The sequence below is a fragment of the Actinotalea ferrariae CF5-4 genome (assembly GCF_000603945.1).
Taxonomy (GTDB): domain Bacteria; phylum Actinomycetota; class Actinomycetes; order Actinomycetales; family Cellulomonadaceae; genus Actinotalea; species Actinotalea ferrariae.
In genome coordinates this window covers 1-1300 of record NZ_AXCW01000479.1, presented here as the reverse complement: position 1 = coordinate 1300, position 1300 = coordinate 1, and the positions used below count along the sequence as shown (strand labels likewise).

Genomic DNA, 1300 nt, shown 5'->3' with positions numbered 1-1300 from the left:
GGCGCGGGGGAGACCACCACGGACGCCCCGCGGGGCGCCCGGCAGGAGGGGCTGCAGATCGTCGCCCTCCCCACCGCGGGTGCGCCCGCCGCTGAGCAGGCCGACGGCGCTCGCGCCGCGGCACCCGTCGAGCCGGGCGACCTGGACCTGCGTCCGCTGCCCCGGCCGGAGCGCCACGCGCAGGTCTTCGCCGCCGTGGGCGCCCTCCTGCCCGGCGAGGGGATCGTCATCGCGAACGACCACGACCCCCTGGGTCTGCGCCGCCAGCTGGAGGAGCAGGACCTGGGGCACCTCGGCTGGCAGTACCTTGCCGAGGGACCGGACGTCTGGCGCGTCCTGGTCAGCCGCGACACCTGCTGCTGAGCGACGAGGGGACCATGACGCCACCGGACGACGCCCACCCGTTCACCCACCTGGACCACGTCGGGCACGCCCGCATGGTGGACGTGACGGCCAAGCAGCCCACGGTGCGCAGCGCCACCGCCCGAGGCAGCGTGGCGTGCTCCCCGGAGGTCGTCGCAGCGCTCCGGTCCGGGACGGTGCCCAAGGGGGACGTCCTCGCGGTGGCGAGGGTCGCCGGGATCGCGGCCGCCAAGCGCACGCCGGAGCTGCTGCCCCTGGCGCACGTCATCGGCGTCCACGGGGTCACGGTCGACCTGGCCGTGACCGAGGCGGGCGTGGACATCACCGCGACGGTCCGGACGGCGGACCGGACCGGCGTGGAGATGGAGGCGCTCACGGCGGTCGCCGTCGCGGCGCTCGCCGTCGTCGACATGGTGAAGGGCGTGGACCGGTCCGCCCGGATCGACGGCGTGCGCGTCGTGGCGAAGTCCGGCGGCCGCTCCGGCGACTGGGCTGCCGCCGACGCGGACCAGCCGTGAGCGACGCGGCCCGGCACGACGGGGTCGGGCACGACGGCGTCCTGGACGACAGCGTCCGCCACGACATCGTGCGGTACGACGCCGTCGTGCTGGCCGGCGGGCGCGGGCGTCGCCTGGGTGGGGTGAGCAAGCCGGAGGTCCGCGTGGCCGGCCGGCCGCTCCTGGACCGGGTGCTGGACGCCACAGGGGCCGCCGCTCGGGTGGTCCTCGTCGGTCCGCCCGGCCTGGCCCGGCCCGGCGTGACGACCGTCCTGGAGGACCCGCCCGACGGCGGTCCGGTGGCCGGCATCGACGCCGGGGTCCGGGCGCTGGCGGAGGCCGCGGGTCCCCGTCCGGGGCACGTCCTCGTCCTGGCCTGCGACGTGCCACGGGCGGCGGAGGTCGTGCCCGGGCTGCTCGCCGCCGTGGGCGGGGCGCCC

General features: G+C 77.8%; 3 protein-coding genes. All 3 read left to right on the top strand.

Annotation, left to right across the window (positions count from 1 at the left end; translation table 11 throughout):
- On the top strand, positions 1-363 hold a 363-nt coding region (locus N866_RS22230; protein ID WP_216699498.1), incomplete at its 5' end, for a DUF2249 domain-containing protein.
- A gap of 14 nt (positions 364-377) precedes the next feature.
- Entirely contained in the window at positions 378-881 is a 504-nt protein-coding gene (gene moaC / locus N866_RS18915) for a cyclic pyranopterin monophosphate synthase MoaC (RefSeq protein WP_034229754.1), read from the top strand.
- Positions 878-1300, top strand: a 423-nt coding sequence (gene mobA, locus N866_RS18910) for a molybdenum cofactor guanylyltransferase (RefSeq protein ID WP_245612669.1), incomplete at its 3' end; no start/stop codon positions are given. The genes moaC and mobA, both read left to right, overlap by 4 nt.